Origin of the sequence: Alloprevotella rava (assembly GCF_014195585.1) — a bacterium.
Lineage (GTDB): Bacteria > Bacteroidota > Bacteroidia > Bacteroidales > Bacteroidaceae > Alloprevotella > Alloprevotella rava.
Map to the genome: position 1 here is coordinate 26259 of NZ_JACICA010000013.1, position 21914 is coordinate 48172.

15 protein-coding genes and 1 tRNA gene are annotated in these 21914 nt (G+C 38.5%); 1 reads left to right on the forward strand and 15 read right to left on the reverse strand.

Features of this window, described 5'->3' with window-relative positions; translation table 11 throughout:
- Window positions 1-27: 27 nt before the first annotated feature.
- From FHS60_RS09120 to tig, 6 genes are all read right to left on the reverse strand, one after another.
- Window positions 28-270 carry a GlsB/YeaQ/YmgE family stress response membrane protein gene (locus FHS60_RS09120; protein ID WP_183697865.1) on the reverse strand — a complete coding sequence of 81 codons (243 nt, stop codon included), beginning with the start codon at window positions 268-270 and terminating at the stop codon, window positions 28-30.
- A 290-nt stretch (window positions 271-560) separates the two neighbouring features.
- Window positions 561-2261, reverse strand: coding sequence for a glutamine--tRNA ligase/YqeY domain fusion protein (locus FHS60_RS09125; protein ID WP_183697833.1), 1701 nt, complete (start codon window positions 2259-2261; stop codon window positions 561-563).
- A 25-nt stretch (window positions 2262-2286) separates the two neighbouring features.
- Window positions 2287-4467 carry a DNA helicase RecQ gene (gene recQ / locus FHS60_RS09130; RefSeq protein ID WP_183697835.1) on the reverse strand — a complete coding sequence of 727 codons (2181 nt, stop codon included), beginning with the start codon at window positions 4465-4467 and terminating at the stop codon, window positions 2287-2289.
- A 222-nt stretch (window positions 4468-4689) separates the two neighbouring features.
- Window positions 4690-5940, reverse strand: a complete 1251-nt coding sequence (clpX, locus tag FHS60_RS09135; protein WP_183697837.1) for an ATP-dependent Clp protease ATP-binding subunit ClpX — start codon at window positions 5938-5940, stop codon at window positions 4690-4692.
- Entirely contained in the window at window positions 5930-6610 is a 681-nt protein-coding gene (gene clpP / locus FHS60_RS09140) for an ATP-dependent Clp endopeptidase proteolytic subunit ClpP (protein ID WP_009346548.1), read from the reverse strand. The genes clpX and clpP overlap by 11 nt, the downstream gene beginning before the upstream one ends.
- 169 nt (window positions 6611-6779) lie before the next feature.
- A complete protein-coding gene (gene tig / locus FHS60_RS09145; protein ID WP_183697839.1) occupies window positions 6780-8138 on the reverse strand; it encodes a trigger factor in 1359 nt (452 codons plus the stop codon).
- A 388-nt stretch (window positions 8139-8526) separates the two neighbouring features.
- Between tig and FHS60_RS09150 the strand changes: the two genes are divergently transcribed.
- The gene (locus FHS60_RS09150) at window positions 8527-9462 is read left to right on the forward strand and encodes an IS982 family transposase (protein ID WP_183697841.1); all 936 of its coding nucleotides are present in this window, start codon (window positions 8527-8529) and stop codon (window positions 9460-9462) included.
- Between the two features lie 384 nt (window positions 9463-9846).
- On the opposite strand, the gene FHS60_RS09155 is transcribed toward FHS60_RS09150, so the two are convergent.
- The 9 genes from FHS60_RS09155 to FHS60_RS09195 all read right to left on the reverse strand — a co-directional run bounded on the left by FHS60_RS09155 (window position 9847) and on the right by FHS60_RS09195 (window position 21891).
- Window positions 9847-9919, reverse strand: a tRNA-Gly gene (locus FHS60_RS09155).
- A 55-nt stretch (window positions 9920-9974) separates the two neighbouring features.
- A complete protein-coding gene (gene folE / locus FHS60_RS09160; protein WP_183697843.1) occupies window positions 9975-10547 on the reverse strand; it encodes a GTP cyclohydrolase I FolE in 573 nt (190 codons plus the stop codon).
- A gap of 4 nt (window positions 10548-10551) precedes the next feature.
- Complete coding sequence (locus tag FHS60_RS09165) at window positions 10552-11238, reverse strand: SPOR domain-containing protein (protein WP_244957483.1); 687 nt, start codon at window positions 11236-11238, stop codon at window positions 10552-10554.
- Window positions 11239-11355: 117 nt separating this feature from the next.
- Entirely contained in the window at window positions 11356-13275 is a 1920-nt protein-coding gene (gene tpiA, locus FHS60_RS09170; protein WP_338081932.1) for a triose-phosphate isomerase, read from the reverse strand.
- Window positions 13268-13804, reverse strand: a complete 537-nt coding sequence (locus tag FHS60_RS09175) for a DUF1599 domain-containing protein (RefSeq protein WP_183697845.1) — start codon at window positions 13802-13804, stop codon at window positions 13268-13270. Before FHS60_RS09175 ends, tpiA begins: the two co-directional genes overlap by 8 nt.
- Window positions 13805-14006: 202 nt before the next feature.
- On the reverse strand, window positions 14007-15275 hold the full coding sequence (locus FHS60_RS09180) for a tetratricopeptide repeat protein (RefSeq protein WP_183697847.1): 1269 nt from the start codon (window positions 15273-15275) through the stop codon (window positions 14007-14009).
- A gap of 25 nt (window positions 15276-15300) precedes the next feature.
- Complete coding sequence (gene gyrA, locus FHS60_RS09185; protein WP_183697849.1) at window positions 15301-17829, reverse strand: DNA gyrase subunit A; 2529 nt, start codon at window positions 17827-17829, stop codon at window positions 15301-15303.
- 268 nt (window positions 17830-18097) lie between these two features.
- On the reverse strand, window positions 18098-20380 hold the full coding sequence (locus FHS60_RS09190) for a patatin-like phospholipase family protein (RefSeq protein ID WP_221189664.1): 2283 nt from the start codon (window positions 20378-20380) through the stop codon (window positions 18098-18100).
- Window positions 20381-20445: 65 nt separating this feature from the next.
- Window positions 20446-21891: an acyltransferase family protein gene (locus FHS60_RS09195; RefSeq protein WP_183697853.1), complete on the reverse strand. Its 1446-nt coding sequence runs from the start codon at window positions 21889-21891 to the stop codon at window positions 20446-20448.
- Between the last annotated feature and the right edge of the window lie 23 nt (window positions 21892-21914).

Sequence of the window (21914 nt, forward strand, 5' to 3'; positions counted from 1 at the left end):
TTACTAATCAAAAAAAATCTTCCAGATTCACAAGACACAAAGAGCATCTAGTACACAGAAAACAAAATTGGTAAAAAAGGCTTTACCGAAAAGTTCTATATCCAGCACATGACTAATAAAAGAGTCAGCGTAGCTGCCGACTATTCCTATAAATAAATTCAGAAAACAACCTTTTCCTTCACCATTCATGATACAATTAGCTACATAGCCAATAATAATTAGTCCTGTCAAAATAGGCCATGTCGTGAATTCTGCAATATGTCCAAACATCTTTTTATATTGTTTGTGGTTAACCATTCAAAAGAAACATATATCAAGCCTTCCTTTCTCAAATAGTCTATATTTATTTTGTTTGCAAATGTAGTCAAAAAAGGAAGGATAAGAAGAATTCTAAAAACTAAACAAATATACAACTTTTAATAAATACTATCACTTAGAACTGTCTCACTATATATTTCTTTCCATTATTTACATGCAATGAAAATAAAAGTTGCCCAACAAAAGGCCCTGCTTTATAGCAAACTTTTTGTTGGACAACTAGAAAATATCAGTATTAATAGCTATTTCTTCTTTGCAAAATTATCTTTCAAGCCGACAGTACGATTGAAGATAAGGTGATCTGATGTTGAATCATCGTCAAAAGTAAAATAACCAATGCGTTGAAACTGCAAGTAACGAGTAAGACCCGGTAGAGCTGCATAAGACTCAACATAGCCTTTCACGACTTTCTTTGAATCTGGGTTTAACAACTCGCGGAAATCACGTTCGTCAACTGCTGGATTTTCAACACTAAAAAGTTTATCATAAACACGAACCTCTGCTGGTAAGCAATGCTTTGCACTGAGCCAATGTAAAGTTCCCTTCACTTTACGATCAGCTCCTGGCATACCACTTTTACTTTCAGGATCGTATTCGCAATAAATTTCCTCAATATTGCCTTTTGCATCTTTCTTGCATCCTGTACATTTTACAATATATGCATTCTTTAAGCGAACTTCTTTACCAGGAACCATACGGAAAAATTTCTTCGGAGCTTCCTCCATGAAGTCATCACGTTCAATCCAAAGCTCGCGACTAAAAGTTATTGCATGAGTACCTTCTGCTTCATTCTCTGGATTATTCACTGCAAGCATTTCCTCTGAAGCGTCTTTATCTTCAGGATGATAGTTTGTTACAATGAGTTTCACAGGATTGAGAACAGCACTAAGACGCAAAGATCTATTGTTTAAGTCCTCTCTTGCTGCGGCCTCTAACATAGAATAATCATTAAGTGCATCATATTTCGTATAACCAATCATATTGATGAACTTCCGGATTGATTCAGGAGAATAACCGCGGCGACGTAAACCACAAACTGTCGGCATACGAGGGTCGTCCCAACCATCCACAAGATTTTCTTGAACAAGAGCGAGGAGTTTTCTCTTTGACATAACTGTATATGTCAAATTAAGACGATTGAATTCAAACTGACGTGGACGATTGTCATCTAGGTCTTTTTGCTCCTTGAGTTCATCTATAAAAAAGTCATAGAGGGGACGATGAGGAACAAACTCCAAAGTACAAATAGAATGCGTTACTCCCTCGAAGAAGTCACTCTGACCATGCGCAAAGTCGTACATAGGATAAGCCTTCCACGTATCACCTGTACGATGATGATGATGTTTTATAATTCGATAGATTACCGGATCACGGAAGTGCATATTGGGATTGGCCATATCAATCTTTGCACGCAGTACCATCTTACCTTCTTCAATATCTCCCGTATTCATCTTAGCAAAGAGTTCCAAACTCTCCTCAATGGGGCGATCTCTATAAGGACTTGGAATGCCAGGCTCAGTCGGAGTTCCTTTCTGAACAGCTATTTCCTCACTAGATTGTTCATCAACATAGGCTTTACCTTCTTTTATCAAACGAACTGCAAAATCCCAAAGTTGCTGAAAATAGTCGGAAGCATAATAAATATTCTCCCACTTGAACCCTAACCATTCTATGTCACGCAGAATCGCATCAACATACTCGGTATCTTCCTTCTGAGGGTTAGTATCATCAAAGCGCAAGTTACATACTCCACCAAATTTCTCGGCTACGCCAAAATCCATACAGATGGCCTTAGCATGACCTATATGGATATATCCATTGGGCTCAGGCGGGAATCGTGTTTGCAGACGGCCTCCATTCTTTCCTGCGGTCAAATCATCCTTTACTATCTGCTCAATAAAGTTCAGACTTTCTTTCTTTGGTTCTTCTACTGATGTAGTCATATCTTTTACTCGTTCGTTCGTAGTTTTAATTAGCCATTTCTGACATAAATTTAATTCGCACCAATCGTATTTCGTCTTCTTCATATTCGGAGAGTTCTTCGAGGGCAGCATCTATGTCGTCAGTATCTGACTCTCGGAAATACTCATAGATTGCATCTACAACTTCTGGGTCCATAATGTCATCTATGAAATAATCTATATTTATTTTATTGCCACTATAGTAAACAATGGATTCTATCTCATCCAAAAGTTCATCGAATTCAATACCATTTGCAGCAGCAAGATCATCCAATGCAACTTTTCTATCTATAGCTTGAATAAGCGCTATCTTTAATTTTGAATTTTTAGCGACAGTACGAATACGTATATCTTCTGGTCGATCAATATCATTATCTAAACAATATTTACGAATAAGATCACAGAATTCCTTTCCATAGCGCTTAGCTTTTCCTTCACCAACACCTGGAATATTCTTTAGTTCCTCCAATGTCTGAGGGAATACCGTGGCCATAGCTTCTAATGAAGGATCTTGGAAGATTACATAGGGAGGAACTTGCAGTTCTTTGGACATCTTCTTTCGCAATCCCAGGAGCATATCATACAACTCTGGTGCAACTGCACAATCTGCCCCACTCTGTACAGGTTCTGTGGCAGATGTTTCACTATAGTCTTGATCCTTAATAATTTGGAAAGATACAGTTTTTTCTAAAAACTGGCGTCCCTTATCTGTAATCTTTAAAACACCATAATTTTCTATTTCCTTATTGAGATAACCAGTTAGTAGTGCCTGGCGGATTACTGCATTCCAAATATGTTCATCTTCATTCTCTCCGCATCCAAAATCTTCTAATTCATCGTGCTTATAATCTCGAACACTTTCTGTTTTATTTCCCATAAGTATATCCTTGATGTGCTCTGCTCTAAAAACTTCTTTCGTTGCAAGAATCACATTAAGAACTTTCTCCAACTCTTCTTTAGCTTCCACTTTCTTTTTTGGATTTAAACAATTGTCGCAATTTCCACAATTATCTTTGAGGTACTCCTCACCGAAGTAATGTAGGAGTAATTTACGACGGCAGATGGAACTCTCTGCATAAGCTGCTGTTTCTGCCAAAAGTAAATAACCGATTTCTCGTTCTTGCTCTCCTTTTTTCTCCATGAATTTCTCCAATTTCTTCAAATCATCAGGAGAATAGAACGTTATACATTTTCCTTCCCCATCGTCACGCCCAGCTCTACCTGTTTCTTGATAGTAGCCTTCAAGACTTTTAGGAATATCATAGTGAATAACAAACCGGACATCAGGTTTATCTATGCCCATTCCGAAAGCAATTGTGGCAACAATCACATCAATGTCCTGCATAAGAAATAGGTCTTGAGTCTGCGAACGCTCATCAGGTTCTAAACCTGCATGATATGGTTTTGCTTTTATCTCGTTGGCTTGCAACACTTTTGCTAGTTCATCAACAGTCTTGCGACTTAAACAATAAATAATACCACTTTTACCTGCATTCTGACGAATGAAAGTAACGATTTCTTTGTTAATCTCTTTTGTTTTAGGCCTAACTTCGTAATATAGATTAGCTCTATTAAAAGAGCTTTTAAACTCTTCTGCATCTTGAATGGCAAGACTCTTTTTTATATCAAATCGAACTTTATCTGTAGCAGTTGCAGTTAAAGCTATAATAGGTGCTCGTCCAATTTCATCTATAACCACCCGGATATTTCTATATTCCGGACGGAAATCGTGCCCCCATTCAGAAATACAATGTGCTTCATCTACTGCATAGAAACTTATCTTTATGGTTTTAAAAAACTCCACATATTCGCGCTTTGCCAAAGACTCAGGAGCAACATAGAGAAGTTTTGTCTTACCAGAAAGTATATCTAATTTCACGTGATCGATATCGCCTTTATTAAGCGAGGAGTTTATAAAATGAGCAACACCATCTTCTTCACAAATATGACGAATAGCATCCACTTGATTTTTCATTAACGCTATTAGAGGAGATATTACAATTGCAGTTCCTTGCATCAGTAAAGATGGCAACTGGTAGCACATACTCTTTCCTCCACCTGTAGGCATTAGGACAAAGACATCCTTACCACTGAGCAAGGATAGAATAATATCTTCTTGGTTCTTCTTGAAACAATCAAAACCAAAATACTTCTTTAGTGCGTTATGTATTTCAGACCTTTCTATCATATCATTATATGCCCTTATGATATATACATATTACTATGTTTCGGCAGAACAAAGATAAAACAAAGTTTTAGAAATGTCCATATAAAAACTAATGAAATCAGCTACATTTTTATTAACTCTCTCCTATTTCTAATTTACAATGTAAGAAGAATCCAGCTAATCCCTCTTTGTCGAGTAAAGGTAGGATTTTAGCTGGATTATAAAAGTTATGTGAATTAGAAATTAGGCAAGTTTGCTTTTTTTCTTATCAAACTCCTGCTCTGCATACTCTCGTGTAATTATCAACTTCTTCTTTCGCGTAGAAGGAGTTTCATACATGGCAGTCATCATAATGCTTTCCATAATAGAGCGCAATCCACGTGCACCAAGTTTATATTCAAGCGCTTTATTCACCACATAATCAAGTGCGTCATCTTCAAACTGAAGAGTAACTCCATCTAAACGGAAAATTTCGATATATTGCTTCACCAAACTATTCTTGGGTTCAGAAAGAATACGACGCAAAGCCTCCTTATCTAAAGGGTTTAGATATGTTAGGACTGGCAGACGACCAATGATTTCAGGAATAAGTCCAAAGCTTTTTAGATCCATTGGCTCTATATACTGCATCAAGTTTTTCGGATCCAACTTCTTTATGTTGCTCACAGAATTGTAACCAACAGTATGCGTATTGAGGCGCTGAGCAATTTTCTTTTCTATTCCATCGAATGCACCGCCACATATAAAGAGAATATTCCGTGTGTCAACATGGACATAATCTTGATCTGGATGCTTTCGTCCTCCCTTTGGAGGAACATTTACCACAGAACCTTCTAGCAATTTTAACAAACCTTGCTGGACTCCTTCTCCACTCACATCACGAGTAATGCTAGGATTATCTGTCTTACGAGCGATCTTATCTATTTCGTCAATAAAAACAATACCTCGCTCTGCACGTTCTTTATCATAGTCGGCTTCTTGCAAAAGACGGCTTAAGATACTCTCTACGTCCTCTCCAACATACCCTGCTTCTGTAAAAACTGTAGCATCCACAATGGTAAAAGGAACATCCAAAAGCTTTGCTATAGTACGTGCAAGCAAAGTCTTCCCAGTACCAGTTGTTCCTACCATAATGATATTGGACTTGTCAATACTTACACCATCTTCTTTAGCTGTATCATCTAACTTTACTAGCCGTTTATAATGATTATAAACGGAGACACTAAGATAACGCTTTGCGTCGTCTTGACCTATTACATATTGATCAAGATATTCCTTGATTTCCTTAGGTTTAGGTATCTCCCGTAAGTTGACGGGGGTATATTTTTTGCCATTGCGAGCAGAAGAACGGCCAGAATAGAATCCAGCATCCTTAAGTACGTCTGAAGCTCTTTCAATACAGTCATTACATATGCACCCTTCTGGGCCAGAAAGCAATAAATCTACTTCATCCTCATCTCTACCACAAAAGGCACAATGCTTCTTATCTGACATTTTTATTACTTTTCTTAAAAATTTGATCTATCATGCCGTATTCTTTGGCCTCTTCACTTGTCATCCAATAGTCGCGATCACTATCTGCCCAAACTTTATCAAACGATTGGTGGCTATGATCTGCGATAATAGTGTAAAGTTCCTTCTTTAGTTTCTGAATTTCACGAGCTGTAATCTCAATATCACTTGCTTGTCCTTGTGCGCCCCCCATTGGTTGATGAATCATCACACGGCTGTGCGGCAACGCCCAACGTTTTCCCTCTTTACCAGCAACGAGTAAGACCGCAGCCATACTTGCTGCCATACCTGTACATATAGTAGAAACTTCAGAGCCAATGAATTGCATAGTGTCATAGATTCCTAGTCCGGCATAAACACTACCACCAGGACTATTGATATAAATAGAAATATCCTTACCAGGATCTGCAGAATCTAAGTAGAGTAACTGTGCTTGAAGCGTGTTAGCCGTGTAGTCATCAATTTGAGTCCCCAAAAATATGATACGATCCATCATAAGACGACTAAAAACATCCATCTGTGTAACGTTCAATTGACGTTCCTCAAGGATGTAGGGATTCAAATACTGAGCTTGTGCTTTCACTGCAGAATCTATTGTCATGCTGCTAATGCCCTTTGATAGAGCAAACTTCTCAAAATCTGATTTTATCATATAGATTGATGTCGATTCCTTATCATTATAATATTTTATACAAAGAAGTTATTACAAAGCTTATGCCAAAAGCGACACTTATATGACTAGAGATATTTACATCTTAGCAAATAGGGGGCAACCTTATTGGCTGCCCCTACTCTATTAGTCATATTATAAATACAAAAGCTTAATCTTTCTTTTCTTCAAAAAACTTTCCGAAATATTCTTGAGAAACAGTCGTACGCTTCAGCTTAACAACTTCCTTCAAAACACCTGTCAACTTACTATCGATAGCGCGCTCTACAAGACCATTCACTTGATTTTGATCCTTAAGCATCTGCTGTGCATATTGTTCGAGATATTCATCAGGAATATTTGCCATTCCGTACTGAGCGAACTGGAAGCGAGCAGCCTCAAGTGCTGTTGCTTTGATATCCTTATCTTCAACCTTCACCTTGTTAGCTTCTGCCAATTGCTCCTTAATGAGGTGCCATTTCAACTCTTTAACGCTATTTTCGAAATTCTCTTCAACAAAGCTTGCATCCTTATCTTTATTGTTAGCAATCATTATACGCTTCAGCATCTCGTTGGGGAATTCCACTTCACCTACCTTTTTTTCTGCATAGGCACGAAGGTCGAGCAAGAACTTATAGTCACTATCTGCCTCAAACTGCTTAGCAAGTTGTTCTTTCACCTTTCCGCGGAATTCTTCTTCGCTCTTCACGGCATCCTTGCCAAACATACGATCAAAGAACTCTTGATTGAGTTCAGCTGGAACATAGCGACTGATTTCATTAACCTGGAAGCTAAAATTGCCTTTATGATTTTCTGCCTCCTCTTTTGTTATATGAAGAAGAGAAGCCAACTCTGTGTCACCATAAGCTTTAGCTGGGTTGAATGTCAAAACATCATTTTTCTTTGCGCCATCAAAGATTTTCTTTTGGTCGTCAGACTGCATGTACTGAGGCATAAGGCTACCCTTTTCCACTTGTACACCACCCTCGATAGGCTGCCCATCTTCTCCAAGTTCTGCAAGCAAACCGCGAAGGATATCGCCTTCTTTATATTCCTCTACTTCCTCAGGGTGACCGGCTTGCTGTGTCAAAGCCTTCACCTGCTGGTCAATTTGCTCCTCACTTACCTCGATCTCGTAATAGTTGATAGTGTCTTTGCTTGTAAGTTCAATTTTGAACTCAGGCGTAAGAGCTACGTCAAAAGTAAACTCAAATTCATCTTGATTTTCGATATCTTGAGTTTGCTGTTGCTCATTAGGCAATGGTTCACCAAGGATATTCAGTTTCTCCTCACGAATATAAGAGAAGAGCTTATCAGAAAGAAGCTTATTGATAGTTTCCATCTTAGCCTGGGCACCGTATATTTTCTTAGCCATGCCAAAAGGAATTTTGCCAGGGCGGAAGCCCGGCATCTGAGCCTTCTGACAGAAATTTTTGATTGCTTTTGTTACGTCAGCCTCATAGTCAGCTTTCTCCATCTTCAAAGTGATGACAGCTGTAGCGGGCGTGTTCTTTTCTAATGAGATATTCATACTTATATAATTATATTTGTATTCGGTTTGAGAATTCGACTTGCAAAAATAACATATTCTTCTCAGAGGATCAAATTATTATAGTCTTTTTTGCTCAGACCATTTATCTACTCACGTAGCATCAAACCAGTTAATGAGTTTATCTTAGTCTCCTATAAATATCTTTACGTCAGCTATTGCAAAGAAGCATAAACTCTTGAACCTTTTTCCAAAGAGTCTCACAATCTTACAACGGTCTGCAAAAAAAGGAGACACAATCCCTCAAACCTCAATTCGGGATAAGCAGTACTTCTTTTCCTCAAAAAAGTTTTAATAAAAGCCTAAAAAGAGGATTGTTTTTTGTATATTTACTGTTGATTATCAATCATATAACAAAATAACAATCCTCATGAAACTTGTCAGCAAAGTTACGGAAATCTATTGTATTGCAGATGATTTCTGCAAAGAATATAATTCAGAATTGAACAAAACCTCTCTTTCTCTCCCAAATCTCTCTGCCAATAGTCCAAAACATCGCAAGAGAAAAGGGCGGATGAGTGATGCTGAAATGATCACAATTCTTATATTGTTTCACAGTAATACATTTCGGAATTTCAAACATTTCTATCTCTTTTATGTTTGCCGAGAACTAAAAAAAGAGTTTCCCAATCTACTCTCTTATACACGCTTTGTTGAGCGTATGCCTCGTATTGCAATACCTCTATTGCTCTTTCTCAAACTGGGATTAATGGGAGAGTGTACAGGAATAACCTTTATCGATTCTACACGTATTCCAGTGTGCGAAAATAAGCGACAATCCCGTAATCGCGTATTCAAAGGGTACGCCCAAAAGGGAAAAAGTACGATGGGATGGTACTATGGCTTCAAACTTCATCTTTTGTGTAATGAACGAGGTGAGCTACTCAATTTTGCTCTAACCCGAGCCAATGTAGACGACCGTAACCCAAAAGTATTCAACGATTTGACGAAGGATTTATTTGGGAAATTATATGCCGATAAAGAGTATATTTCTCAATCACTGTTTGCTTCACTCTTTGATAGAGGTGTACACATCGTAACAGGAATACGGACTAATATGAAGAACAGATTAATGGATGTGCATGATAAAATCATGCTTCGCAAGAGAAGTATCATAGAGACTATCAATGATATGTTGAAGAACATTGCACAGATAGTTCACACACGCCATAGAAGTATCTCTAATTTCATCGTTAACCTTTTAGCTGGCATAGCTGCATATGCTTTCTACGACACCAAACCTTCCATCAACATGGAGTTTGAGAGGGATGCAAAGCAGGGTGTAAAACAGCTTACTTTATTCTAACCTATAATTTGCGTGAAACAATTATACTTCGGTTTTAGGTCAAGGCCGAAAGGATGCGTGTGCGGTTTAAGAAACTCATGAAAGAGCGTTTCTTAAACCGAATTGGGGTCCCAAAAGTGTATAAGCGCCTTTGATCTTATCTTGTAGTTGCAAAAAATCAAGAAAACAATCAAACTTACACACGCACAAAAACGGCATTTATTTCTGGATGCTATCCTCTGAAGCTGGAATAAATAAATTTATTGGACACCTCTTCAAAACAAGTGTAAACCAGATTTACACACTTTTAGGGAAGAATATTATATACATATACAATCGAAAAAAAATCAGAAACTTTCACAAAGTTGTATGTATCTTCTCTTTCTAAAAGTACAACATAAAATGAGCGGTAAACGGGGCTCGAACCCGCGACTTTTGGCTTGGGAAGCCAACGCTCTACCAACTGAGCTATTACCGCGTTTTAGCAATGCAAAAATAATATATTTTTTGCGATTGCCAAGATATCTTTCATTTTATTTGGAGTTATGAATCAAATCAAGAAACTCCTCACGAGTCTTTGCTTGATTAAACGCACCCGAAAAAGCAGAAGTTACAGTCATGCTATTTTCTTTCTCTACACCACGCATCTGCATACACATGTGCTTTGCTTCTATTACTACCATCACGCCCAATGGGTTCAAGGCATCTTGAATACACTCCATAACCTGCTGAGTCATACGCTCCTGAACTTGCAAGCGATGAGAATAAATATCGACTACGCGAGCTAGTTTTGATAAGCCTGTTATATAGCCATTTGGAATATAGGCAATATGAGCCTTACCGTAGAAAGGTAGCATGTGATGCTCACAGAGGCTATAGAAATTAATATCTTTCACAATAACCATGTGTTGGTAGGACTCTTGGAACTTGGCAGAATTAAGAACAGCACTAGCGTCCATTTCATAACCACGCGTTAAAGTCAGTTGTGCTTTAGCCACACGTTCAGGAGTTTTCAACAATCCCTCCCTCTGAGGGGTCTCCCCCAAAAGTGCCAATATCTCCGCATTCAGCACCTTAAGGCGTTCTATTTTTTCTTCTTGTATCATTATTTTATCTTGCTAACAATACTGATGATTTAACAATTCGTACTTCGTAACTTAATCTCTTTTTCCGTATCTGATTGGCATAACGCTGAGCTTCTTCTCTATCCTTAAAATCCCCCACACGACAAATCCAATGAGGAGAAACAAAATGGACATAAGCAGAAAGTTCAGGAAATTCTTGACGACAGCGCAATTGCAACTGTTGAGCCTTTTCCTTATCTGTACGAGAATTCCCTCCAGTATAAACTTGTATTCTAAAACCTTCTGCTTTGTAGCGAGCACGAGCCATATAACTCGCCGCCTCTGTGAAGTTCTCACGTGCCATTTTTTGCTTTTCAGCTTTGAGACGTGCTTCTTGTGCAGCACGAGCACGAGCTTCAGCACTATTTTTCACATCCGCTCCCCCAGAAGAAGTTGAAGTTGAAACCTCTTCTTTTTTTGCAGGTATAGCGTCTGCCTTCTTGGGAGCTGTTTCAATTTTTTTTTGAGGTGTTTGTTCCTGCTTTATAGGACGTGTCCCATTTACTGGAACCGAAGTAGACTTATTATTTACTATCCGCTCCAAAATAGAATCTTGCACAACGACAACCTTTCCCTGTCCAGAACGTTGCTGTTTAAGACGTTCTGTAAAAGTTTGTCCATTCATGCAAAAAGGAAGAAGCAAGGCTATAAAGAATAGGTAAATCCTTAGCATAAAAGTCATTTATTGAGAGAATGTAGACAAGTGTATCTCTATACGAGAGCACACTTGCCTACCTTTTTATCTGTCTCTTAACAAGAATTTTTCTTGTTCGTTAAGTTGCAAATAAACTTATTTCCAGGCATCAATGATTCCCTTGAAGTCGTCAGCCTGGAGAGCTGCGCCACCAATGAGACCACCATCAACATCTGGCTTAGAGAAGAGTTCCTTAGCATTGCTAGGCTTGCAGCTTCCACCATAAAGGATAGAAACATTCTCTGCTGCTTCTGCACCGAACTTATCAGCAATAGTCTGACGGATGAATGCGTGCATTTCCTCAGCTTGGTCAGAAGTAGCAGTCTTGCCTGTACCAATAGCCCAAACAGGTTCGTATGCAAGAATAATATGAGAGAACTGTTCTGCAGTTAAATCAAACAAAGAGTCTTCCAACTGAGCCTTAACAACCTCGTTTTGACGATTAGCTTCACGCTCTTCGAGAACCTCACCGATGCAGAAAATCACTTCGAGGCCGTTAGCCAAAGCAAGATTTACTTTCTCACGAAGAATTTCGGGAGTCTCACCATAGTAAGCACGACGTTCACTGTGACCAAGGATTACATATTGAGCACCTGTGCTCTTCACCATTTCTGCAGAAACTTCGCCTGTATAAGCACCCTTCTCCTTGTTAGCACAGTCTTCAGCACCAAGACCAATCAGTTCCGGATTTAGGATGTTAGCAACAGAAGCCAAATGGATAAACGGAGTACAGATGACAACGTCACACTTCGGAGCATCAGCAGTAAGTTTCTCATTGAGTTCCTTTGCCAAAGCAACACCTTCTTGCAGGTTCTTATTCATTTTCCAGTTACCTGCTACAATTTTCTTTCGCATAATTGTTTGTTTTATTTTTTTGAAAATATAGTGTTTGTAGAATTTACTTCCAATCCATATGCGATCAGCAAGGATTGCCAATAGCACTGGGATAAGCCACCATAGTGATAGAACTAAGCCACTCTTAGTAGGATTACCGCTTTTCACTATTTCGGATATTTTAGTTTGGTCATCAACGCTAGGAAGATCATTTTGGCTCCATTTACCGATAATGACACCATTCTTCAGCAAGAGCAAACCAGGATTAGAACGCACCATTGCTTTCAGCTGTGAAGGCTCACCCAAAAGCATCGGATATGCAGCACCTGAACGATCAATCCAATCAGAAAGATTTCCTGAAGCTTGAGAGGCCACACCTATGAATTTATAATGCTTATCGACACAATAATCATACAAGTCATTGATTCGATCATTATTTCCATCATCGGCCTCTTTCTCTTCAGGTAAGGTAAGAAGAAAGGTGAAGGAAGTATCTGAAAGCACCTCGTATGTTACGTCGGCTCCCTTGGTTGTGTAAAAATATAAATTGGCCAATTCCATTGCTGCTTGGTCGGGAATATTCCCTTCATAGGCAGCTTTTATGTTTACTCCTACCTTGTAGGGCGTAAAACTTATCACGGGTAAGTGGCGAAAAGAATAAACAGTTATACTCACCACATAGACCAAAGAACATACTGCTGTAATCCATTGATTTCTTTCGGAAATTAATCGAAGTATATATTGTGGGCGTACTGATAAAAACAAAGAGGCCGCAAGTAACACAACATTCTTCTGCAATGTCTCCAAATTGGACAGTTCCAAGGCTGAACCAAAACAACCACAATCAGGAACAGGGTCGTAGAGAAAAACATACAATGTTATGCCTGTCATGACAAGCATAAAAATAACTGTAAAAACAGTTGTAAGTTTGCGACGTATTCCCAACAACAAATTCACTCCCAACAGCAATTCAATTGCTGCCATTGCTCCTACAAGCATCTGAAGCCAGATATTATTATCTGCAAAGTGAAAGCCCCAATGCTGAAAATAGGCATTCAGCTTTATGACCATGCCAACAGGATCAACAGCTTTGGCAAAGCCAGAAAATATAAATACAACCGACAAGAGCAATACACTTATTCTTGTCAGCCAAAAAAGCAATATGTTGAACGGCTTATTCAAGCGTTAGTTTGATTAGTGCAAAAACTGCATAATTCATCATGTCACGATAATTGGCAGCTATACCTTCAGACACTAGCGTCTTCCCCTGTAAGTCTTCAATCTGCTTTGTTCTGGAAATCTTCATCAGAATCAAATCGGTATAAGAACTTACACGCATTGCACGCCACACTTCATCATAGTCGTGGTTTTTTTTTAGCATCAGTTCCATTGCACTCACAGTCATCTTATCGTAAAGGGTTAATGCTTCTTCATTGGAAATATCATTTCCTGAAGATACTCCTCTTTCTAGTTGAATAAGCCCCATTGCAGTATAATTCACAATACCAATAAATTCTGGAACTATTCCTTCATCAACCAACGCCTCACCTTTTGTCTCCAAAGTACGAATGCGATTGGCCTTGATATATATTTGGTCTGTCAGTGACGTTGGGCGTAAAATGCGCCAAGCCACCCCATAGTCGTGCATTTTTTTTATAAACAAGTCACGACACATTGCTAAGACCTTTTGAAACTCCTCTTCTGTAGTCATAAAACGTCGAGTATAAAACTAGAAATTTTTCAATACTGCAAATATAGCACTTTGCAAGGAAAACAGCAAACATTCTTAAGATTTGACTAGGCATGAATATCTGTCTGAATAAAAAGAGCATAGTTACAACTATCTGTAACTATGCATTTCAGGAATACAAGTAACTAAAAAGCTACCAGCAATACGCTAAATTCTGCTACAATTAGTTTTTGGGAACAAAGGGCTTCACTTCATTAGCTTTGGCTGTTTCCTTCAAATTAGTATAGCAGAGATAGAGGCCTTGCGCCCATAGTTCAGGCTTTTCAGGAGCTAACTGACGCGCTTTCTCCAAGTAAGGAAGAGCATTTTTGTAGTAAGGATTTATCTGCGTATTGACAATGTTATTATACTTGGTTGCAGAAGCATTGTCGTTGCCACGTGGTAAATGGAAATAGTTGGCGTTGATTTTATCCTGTACATCTTGAATCCAGCAAACGCCCATATTTGTATTGGCCTCAAGATAATCAGGATCCAACTCCATAGCCTTTGCAAAAGCTTCGCGGGCAGATGTGTAGTTATACGGCGTCATATTCATTTCCAAGCATCCTTTGATGTAATAAGAAGTCTTATTTGAACCTTTCTGCTTAATCAACTCATCAGCCATCTGAATCGCTTCTGCACGATTTTGGCGACGCATATAATAAGTAATCAAATCACTCATAAAGCCCTCACCCGCTGTCGCTGCAACAGCGTCACGCAACGTCTTAGCATAACTGACTGTATCCTTAAGCATGAGGAAAGAATTTGACTTCATCACGTAAGCATCATGGACATTCTGCTTATCAAGTTCTGCATCTTTCAGTGCTAAATCCGCACTACTAATGACTGCCTCGTAGTTTTTTAAGTTGTAATTTAACAAACTAACATTGAATGCAGCCTGAGAGTACTCATGAAGACCTACTTTATAGATAGAATCTGTCTCATGCTGAGAGAAGATAGGATTCTTTGGCATATTGATGTATTTTTCAAAGTATTTCAGGGATTCTTCATTTTTTCCTCCCTGTGCTTTGAAAACACCTGCATAATTGAAATAATTCAACATCTGATTCAGATTCATCTTATTCATGATCTCGAACTCAGGCTTAACTCGACCTTTTGCATCAGGCTTTATATCTGCCAAGTGACTATTTGTAAAGGCGTCTACAGCTTTATCCAAATAGTTGCAGAAAGCAATGGTATCAAAAGGAAGTTCTCTAGCCGCTTTCGCAAGTTCATTGTTGAATAGACTTGCATAAGCCAAGCCCATATCACGATAGATTTCGGCAAACTTTGTTGTCTTCGGATTGACAATAGCTTGCTCACAAACTTCTGCTGCCTGAGCATAGTCTTTCTTGTCGCGCATCAAAGCTTGAGCCTTGAAGTGAGCACTGTTCTGTGCAAAGCCTGAGCCTGCAACAACCATCAGTGCAAGTGATAACATAATACGTTTCATAGATTTATTTATTTAATATGTATGGTTATTCTTCCGTATTTATTTGTTGATTGTTTTCTAGGTTTTCTAGGTTTTCAGCATTTTCATCAATAAATTCTTCATCCTCTTCCGTGGAAGTAGGACACTTACAAACACTAGAAATCATATCATTTCTCTTCTTGAGATCGATAAGTTTTACACCTTGCGTAGCACGACTCATTACGCGTACTTCTGAAGTTTTCAGACGGATGACTATACCGCTCTTATTAATAATCATCAAGTCGTCATCATCTGTAACGCTCTTAATGGCAGCAACCTTACCAGTCTTTTCCGTAATTTGGAGAGTTTTTACCCCCTTACCTCCACGATTTGTCTTACGATAGTCTTCAATGGCACTCTTCTTACCAAATCCTTTCTCGCTGACAACCATAATAGTTTCTTTATCAGGGTCGTTCACACAAACCATTCCTACTACTTCATCGTCTGCCTCATCAAGCGTAATACCACGGACACCCGTTGCTGTACGTCCCATAACGCGAACGGAATCTTCATTGAAACGAATGGCACGGCCATTTCTATTTGCAATAACAAGTTCGTCAGTCCCATTAGTAAGAACAGCACTCACAACGCGGTCATCCTCACGAATGTTGATAGCAATAACACCATTAGCACGTGGACGACTATAATCGGATAGAGAGGTCTTCTTTATCGTACCATTCTTCGTACAGAATACAACATAGTGGCTATTGCAGAACTCTGCATCAGAGAGTTTCTTCACATAGAGGCAGGCATTAATGGCGTCATCCTTTTCGATGTTGAGCATATTCTGAATAGCACGACCTTTTGCATTCTTTGTTCCTTCCGGAAGTTCATATGCCTTCAACCAATAGCAGCGGCCGCATGCAGTGAAGAAGAGCATCGTATCGTGCATCATTGCAGGATAAATATACTCTATAAAATCAGAATCGCGTGTAGTACCACCGCGACTACCAACACCTCCACGCGCTTGGGCACGGAATTCATCAAGATTCGTGCGCTTAATATATCCCAAATGAGAAATTGTTATCACAATTTCATCATTAGCATAGAAATCCTCTGGATTAAACTCTTCTGCGCTCAGCTTGATCTCTGTGCGACGTTCATCGCCATATTTTTCTTTTACGTCGATGAGTTCGTCCTTTATCACCTTGCGGCAGAGATCATCATCTGTAAGGATTTGGTTGAAGTATTCAATCTTACGTTCCAATTCTACATATTCTGCATGAAGTTTCTCTTGTTGCAAACCTGTCAGCTGCGCCAAACGCATATCTACGATAGCCTTTGCTTGAACGTCATCAAGCTCGAAACGATTCTTCAAAGCTTCAATAGCCTCTGAAGGAGTTTTGCTTGAACGAATGAGATGAACAACCTCGTCGATATTGTCGCTAGCTATGATTAAGCCTTCAAGAATATGTGCTCGTTCTTGAGCCTTGCGCAATTCATATTGCGTACGACGGATTACTACATCATGACGATGATCAACAAAAACAGAGATACAGTCTTTCAGCGTTAATACTTTTGGGCGTCCGTGAACCAAACCAATGCAATTAACGGCAAAACTGCTTTGCAACGCTGTCATCTTAAATAACTTATTCAAAACAACATTGGCATTAGCATCACGCTTTACATCAATGACGATTCGCATACCTTCACGGTCGGATTCATCATTTACATTGGAAATACCTTCAATCTTCTTGTCATTAACAAGATTGGCTATATCGCGAATAAGCTCAGCCTTATTAACACCATAAGGAATTTCACTAACAACAATAGTGTCGTGCTGAGGACCATTTTCTATATCTGTTTTCGCGCGTAGAACAATACGCCCTTTACCAGTTTGATAGGCAGAACGAACACCTTGCAGCCCCATAATGGATGCTCCTGTTGGAAAATCTGGTGCTTTAATGTACTGCATTAAACCTTCCACATCAATTTCTGGATTGTCGATATAAGCTATTGCACCATCAATAACCTCTCCAAGATTATGAGTTGGTACATTTGTTGCCATACCTACAGCAATACCTGTGGCACCATTGACAAGAAAGTTAGGAATACGCGTTGGTAGAACTGTTGGCTCCTTCAATGTATCATCGAAGTTATTCATCATATCAACAGTCTCCTTGTCCAAATCCTGCATCATCATCTCACCGAGAACGCTCAAGCGAGCTTCGGTATAACGCATTGCAGCAGGCGAGTCGCCGTCAATAGAACCAAAATTTCCCTGACCATCAATCAAGGGATAGCGTAGATTCCAATTTTGGGCCATACGACAAAGCGCACCATAAACACTACTATCGCCATGAGGATGATACTTACCCAAAACTTCACCTACTGTACGTGCTGACTTTTTATAGGCCTTGTCATGCGTATTTCCCAACCCCATCATACCATATAAGATACGGCGTTGCACAGGCTTAAAGCCGTCGCGAACGTCTGGTAGTGCACGGGAAACAATCACTGACATAGAATAGTCGATATAAGATTGTCGCATCTCTTTTTCAATATCGACCTTTAAAATTCTGTCTTGATCTATCATTTATCTTCAATTAGTTATTCTTCTTTATTGTGGCAAAGTTACAAATTAAAATTCCATAACTACATTTTAGAACGTAATTATAATATGCTTTTTGGAAATAAGCCACTTTTTAAGCGTTTTGAGCACAGTAACAAGCCGCATCGACACTCTTATACATTGCATTGAAGTCTTCTTAAAAGCAAAATTTCTTTTATTTCCCTTGGTCAGTATTTTGATAAATATCTATAAATCTAATCATTCGTGAAAAAATACAGACAAATATGAAGCTTTAAAAATAGAATCCAGCATTAACATACCAAGAGAAAGATTTAGAAATATTGGAATAGTTTACTTGCAAGCTAAGTGGACCAAGAATAAAATCATAAGCAGCTTGGAGAGCTATGCCCCAAAGATTATGACCACGAATAAGTCCATTAAAATCTTTTGATGTTTTACCATACTCCCCTATTGCACTCATATATATATTATTCTGCAAACGATAACGAAAGGTTGAAGAAACTGCTGCAAACTTATTATTGATCAGATTTAAGTGTGTTGCTGTGGCCCAAACCTGTTGCTGTGGCATATACATACCATTAAAGTTTCCGCCTATCACATTTGAATACACAAAATTCATATTATCACCAAGGAGAAAACGGAGACGCACACTTGGTATCCAAGTAAAACGCGAGGTAAGAGGACATGCAGCTGAAGTTGTAACAGAAACAGACAAGAAAGGAGCTTTTTGCTTATAACCAAAGCCATCATCTGTGTGCAACATTCCTAAAGCATCTGCTGTCCAACCACGTGTTGGAAAATATCGACGATTGAAATTGTCCATTGAAAGCTGAACAAAATAGTTCAAGAAATGTGCATTGTTTTGTTTATTCTTAGAATACTTTTCTTGAAATAGTGAATGGCGAAAATGAAAATATTCGAATAAAGCTCCTGCTGAAAGTTGGAAGTTTCGTAGTGATTGCAAATAGAAGAGACTACATGAATGTTGATTAAAATCTAAACCTGCAATTTTTTCTCTCTCCACATACGCATCAAAATTATTATATTGATACTTATAAGAAATCCCAAGACGGGCTCCAAAGAGATGACCATAGAAATACTCAGCTTTAAAATACGGTAATTTAGAAAGACGGGCAGTAAATGAATAATGATGCTGTCCAGAAAAAACATTAAGATTAGACATATTTACTAGGACTGAAGCAACAAACTCATTATCAAATCGTGCTCCCACACTGATCCTAGCATCACTACTAGCGTCAAGATAAAAATCCAGATTGTAGGGAGCAACACTTGACAATGTGTATTGGACAGAAGAAAAAATTCCCATGCCCCGAAGCATTTCAACAGCTTTTTCCAATTGAACTTGATCAATGATAGAATGTTCTACCAGTTGTGACCGTTGCAATAATAGTCTATGATTTTTCTCATCTTGTAACAAGTTATAAGATGAAGTTGAATCAGCATTTAAGAGATAAAAATTTATATTCTCAATACTATAGAAATCAGGAGAAGAATGGTGCTGAACATCTGTGGAGAAAACATTGTTAGATTTAGCAATGCCTAAAGATTCACGGAGCTTTCGAAATTTGTAACGAAGAGAATCGGCTGCCTCATAACCGCGCTTGTACATTGTGTCAATAGCCGTCTGAGAGAAACTCATTGTTCCGAACTCCTTCAAGTTGGGATTGATGTAGATATCAGTATTACTCTCTTTCAATACTTTCGTATTGGCCTTATACTTTTGCTGCCCCATAATATTCACAAGTTGATGTATAACAGCAGCGAGCCCCTTCAATTCTTCTCCCTGCAACCGTGTCTGTTGGCTAAGATCTATTCCTATAATAATATCTGCACCCATTTTTTTTACAACATCTACAGGGAAATTATTGATCGTTCCGCCATCTACAAGAAGATGACTTCCATATTGGACTGGTTCGAAAAAACCAGGAATAGACATACTGGAACGCATAGCTAGGGGTAAAGACCCACTATCCATTTCTATTTCTTGACCTGTTTTAAGATCTGTAGCAATAGCAGTAAAAGGAATAGGCAAAGATTTGAAGGAATGCATCCTATGATAACCAATTGTCAATTTCGAAAAGAAATTGTAGAGATTATTCCCCTCAACAAAACCACGGGTAGAAGCTGCTACACTGTGAGATTTTAGGAAAGGTACAGGCACAGAGATTAAGAATGTCTCATTACTTTGTCTAGAATTAAACGTCTCAGCAATTCTCAACCTTTTATCTGCTAATAGCTGCTGCCAATCGGCATTACGCAGCAATACTCTCAAAGAATCGGCACGATATCCTACACTATATAAGCCTCCCACTATGGCACCAATACTTGTACCTGCAATATAATCAACAGGTACTCCTTCTTCTTCGAGCACCTTCAAAACTCCAACCTCTGCAGCACCTTTTGCACCACCTCCTCCAAGTACCAAACCTATTCGAGGTCGCTTAATAATTGTTGAATCACCCACTACTGGTGTACCATTTGCCAAATTTAATATTGCAAAAAGTAAGTAAAGAAAACAAAGGGTTCTGTACATAACATCTCAAATTTAAGTTATTATGAACACTGCTATAATACGATTCATTAAATGTCTTTTTTCGTCTACTCATCTTCAGGACTCGATGCTTTTATTATATCCTTAACGCCTTGCACCAGATTCGAAAAGAAAAGCCAAACACCCTTGTAAAGAGTACAAAGAAAGCGCCAACTTCTAAGGGTTATAAAACACAAAACTTTAAAAGTAGTGAAGAATACGACATTGATTATTTTTTGATTTAGCAAGTTGCTATAAGACAAGGTAAATCCAAAATATGACTCAAGTTTGCGATATGTCCAAATCCAAACTAAAGGACCGAAAATACCTACGAGAAGATAAATCAACCAAAAGAAATCATGTCCAGCTCCTTCTATCACAACAGGATGCCCTCCTATCATTTCCCATGGAAGGTTCAAACTTATAACTTTTAGAATACCAACCAGCTTAAAAGCCAAAAGATGGAATGCAAAAACATACAGCGTATTTTCTCCTAAATAGATCAGTATCCGCTTCAAGATATGTTCTTTTTTTCGTAACCAGATACTGAAATAATAGAGCAAAAGGAAACCTGCAAGTCCTGTAAAAGGCAACGACAGAAAACCTAAGAAATCAGGTCGGTAAGTCATGCTTGAAGGAAAAAATATAGATCCTAAAATCAGCAGGAGAAATGCAGGCAAACAGATTTTTAAGATGACGCCAAATCGCTCTTTCTGAATCTTATCTAACCACGCTTTATCAATGGCTTGTCGAAAAATATAGCCAATAGCCATAAAGCAAACCACCATTACTTCGCGATATCCCCCCTGGCTAATACCTGTAATCTTTAGATTACCAAGAATAAGCCAAGTAGCCATCAGCAGACTTATGCCTAGAATTATTCCACCAATGAAGAATTTAGAAGCTTCTTTCCCATTTTTTACAAAAAACCACACGCAAATCTTATAAAGTAACAAGAAAGCAATACTACCAATAAAGAGAGCTCTGAAAAACCAAAAAGCACCAGCCAGGAATTCATCATATCCCGACATATTGAAGACTATACTCCACAGACGTTGAGAAAACTGAGTAAAATTATATGGATGAGTTACTCCCCCGCTAGCATTTCCATATTGTTCATTGAGAATCCCCAAATAGAACAAAAAATTGTGGAATACCAGAAAAAAAATCGACCAGCGTACAAACGGGAAATATAAACCTTTAATACGATTTGCTATATAAGTTTTTTCATCGTTGAGGTACTTGGTATTAAAAAAATATCCTGCACAAATGAGAAAGACTGGAACATGAAACTGGAATACAATATTTAAGAGCCACGAAGGACCTCCCGCATGAGATAATACCACACAAATAATTGCTAAAGCCTTACATATTGAAAAAGTTGTATCCCTAGCTGGTGTAGCATATGAATCACCTATAGAAGGATTTGTCTCCTCTATTTTCTCCTCTTTTGGTCCATTCTGTTTGTAAAAGAGGCTTCTATTATATCCGTCATTATAATCAAAAGAATCCATTTCTATTCTGCAATTAAATCGTA

Bases quoted from the DNA above. Each gene is read 5' to 3' on its own strand.
- FHS60_RS09165 (WP_244957483.1), bottom strand. From the start codon at position 11,238: ATGCTAAGGATTTACCTATTCTTTATAGCCTTGCTTCTTCCTTTTTGC.
- clpX (WP_183697837.1), bottom strand. From the start codon at position 5,940: ATGTCAGATAAGAAGCATTGTGCCTTTTGTGGTAGAGATGAGGATGAA.
- gyrA (WP_183697849.1), bottom strand. From the start codon at position 17,829: ATGATAGATCAAGACAGAATTTTAAAGGTCGATATTGAAAAAGAGATG.
- recQ (WP_183697835.1), bottom strand. From the start codon at position 4,467: ATGATAGAAAGGTCTGAAATACATAACGCACTAAAGAAGTATTTTGGT.
- FHS60_RS09175 (WP_183697845.1), bottom strand. From the start codon at position 13,804: ATGACTACAGAAGAGGAGTTTCAAAAGGTCTTAGCAATGTGTCGTGAC.
- tig (WP_183697839.1), bottom strand. From the start codon at position 8,138: ATGAATATCTCATTAGAAAAGAACACGCCCGCTACAGCTGTCATCACT.
- FHS60_RS09195 (WP_183697853.1), bottom strand. From the start codon at position 21,891: ATGGATTCTTTTGATTATAATGACGGATATAATAGAAGCCTCTTTTAC.
- FHS60_RS09180 (WP_183697847.1), bottom strand. From the start codon at position 15,275: ATGAAACGTATTATGTTATCACTTGCACTGATGGTTGTTGCAGGCTCA.
- FHS60_RS09125 (WP_183697833.1), bottom strand. From the start codon at position 2,261: ATGACTACATCAGTAGAAGAACCAAAGAAAGAAAGTCTGAACTTTATT.
- FHS60_RS09120 (WP_183697865.1), bottom strand. From the start codon at position 270: ATGTTTGGACATATTGCAGAATTCACGACATGGCCTATTTTGACAGGA.
- folE (WP_183697843.1), bottom strand. From the start codon at position 10,547: ATGATACAAGAAGAAAAAATAGAACGCCTTAAGGTGCTGAATGCGGAG.
- FHS60_RS09190 (WP_221189664.1), bottom strand. From the start codon at position 20,380: ATGTACAGAACCCTTTGTTTTCTTTACTTACTTTTTGCAATATTAAAT.
- clpP (WP_009346548.1), bottom strand. From the start codon at position 6,610: ATGATAAAATCAGATTTTGAGAAGTTTGCTCTATCAAAGGGCATTAGC.
- FHS60_RS09150 (WP_183697841.1), top strand. From the start codon at position 8,527: ATGAAACTTGTCAGCAAAGTTACGGAAATCTATTGTATTGCAGATGAT.